The organism is Mesorhizobium sp. M1E.F.Ca.ET.063.01.1.1 (assembly GCF_003998155.1).
Lineage (GTDB): Bacteria > Pseudomonadota > Alphaproteobacteria > Rhizobiales > Rhizobiaceae > Mesorhizobium.
Genome location: NZ_RZSC01001016.1, coordinates 1 through 1,723 on the forward strand (window position 1 = coordinate 1; position 1,723 = coordinate 1,723).

General features: G+C 65.5%; 1 protein-coding gene. It reads left to right on the forward strand.

All coding sequences use genetic code 11. The features are described from left to right. The coding region (locus EOA29_RS35485; RefSeq protein ID WP_127222323.1) for a hypothetical protein at window positions 1-1,658 on the forward strand (1,658 nt) is incomplete at its 5' end. Window positions 1,659-1,723: the final 65 nt, after the last annotated feature.

Below are 1,723 nucleotides of genomic sequence, written 5' to 3' on the forward strand. Positions count from 1 at the left end.
GCGCGGTCATGATCACCGACGGCGAGGTGCATGACGCGCCGGCCGGCGCTCCGGACTTCAACGCGCCGCTGCATGCGCTGATCACCGGCAACGAGCATGAGAAGGACCGCCGCATCCGCTTCGAGAACGCGCCGCGCTTCGGCCTCGTCGGCAAGCCGCTCGACATGAGCTACCGCGTCATCGCGAGCGACGGCCAGACCGGCCCCGTCGATGTGCGGGTTTCGGTCAATGGCGAGCAGGTTTCGGTCGAGCATGCGACCATCGGCCAGCCGATGAAGCTTGAGGTCACCATCCCCAATGCCGGCCGCAACATCGTCCAGCTCGGCATCGACCATGAGCCGGGCGAACTGACCGACGCCAACAACCGCGCCATCGCGCTCGTCGACGGCATTCGCGAGAACCTGCGCGTGCTCCTGGTCTCCGGCGAGCCGCATGCCGGCGAGCGCACATGGCGCAATCTGTTGAAATCCGACGCGTCGGTCGACCTTGTCCATTTCACGATTCTGCGTCCGCCGGAAAAACAGGACGGCACGCCGATCAACGAACTGTCGCTGATCGCCTTTCCGACGCGCGAACTGTTCGTCGAGAAGATCAAGGATTTCGATCTGATCATCTTCGACCGCTATCAGCACCGCGACGTGCTGCCGATCCTCTATTACGACTACATCTCCGAATATGTCGAAAAAGGCGGCGCGTTGCTGATCGCCGCCGGCCCCGAATATGCCGGAGAGAGCTCGATTGCCCGCACGCCGCTGATGTCGGCCCTGCCGGCGATGCCCAGCGGCGAGGTCGTCGACAAGGCCTTCTATCCGCGTCTCACCGATCTCGGCCAGCGTCACCCCGTCACGCGCGGGCTCGACGGCTCGGCCACCGAGCCGCCGCGCTGGAGCCGCTGGTTCCGCACCATCGGCGTCAAGAATCCCGAGGGCGAGGTGGTGATGAAAGGGGCCGAAGACCGCCCGCTGCTTGTGCTCGACCGCAAGGGCGAAGGCCGGGTCGGCATGCTGCTTTCCGACCAGGGCTGGTTGTGGGCGCGGGGCTTCGAAGGCGGCGGGCCGCATGTGCAGCTCTATCGCCGCATCGCCCATTGGCTGATGAAGGAGCCCGAACTGGAAGAGGAACGGCTGACCGCCGATGGTCGCGGCATGGTGCTGGAGATCCGCCGCCAGACGATGAGCGACGATCCTGGTCCCGCCCAGGTGATCACGCCTTCCGGCAAGGCGATGACGGTCAGGCTGCAGAAGTCCGAGCCCGGCATTTTCACGGGCAGCCTGCAGACCAGCGAGATCGGCCTCTATCAGGTGGGCAATGGCGATCTCACCGCTCTTGCCCATGTTGGTCCGATCAACGCGCCGGAATTCTCCGACGTCGTCTCTACGGAAGACAAGTTGAAAGCATCGGCTGAGGCGACCGGAGGCAGCGTGCGCAGGCTGGCGCCGTCGTCCATGCTCGGCAACCTTTCCGGCGGCGTGGCCCTGCCTTCCATCGTGCCGGTCCGCTCCTCGGGCGCGGCGTCGGGCGATGACTGGATCGGCCTTCGCACCACCGACGACAGCACGCTGAAGGCCGTCTCGCGCGTGCCGCTGTTCGGCGGCTTCCTCGGTCTCGGCCTGCTGCTGCTGGCGATCGGCTCGATGTGGTATCGCGAAGGAAGGTAGCGGCACCTCTCCTTCTCCCCTTTGTTTGGACCGGGGACATCGCGAACAGGTGTGCGAAGACATCG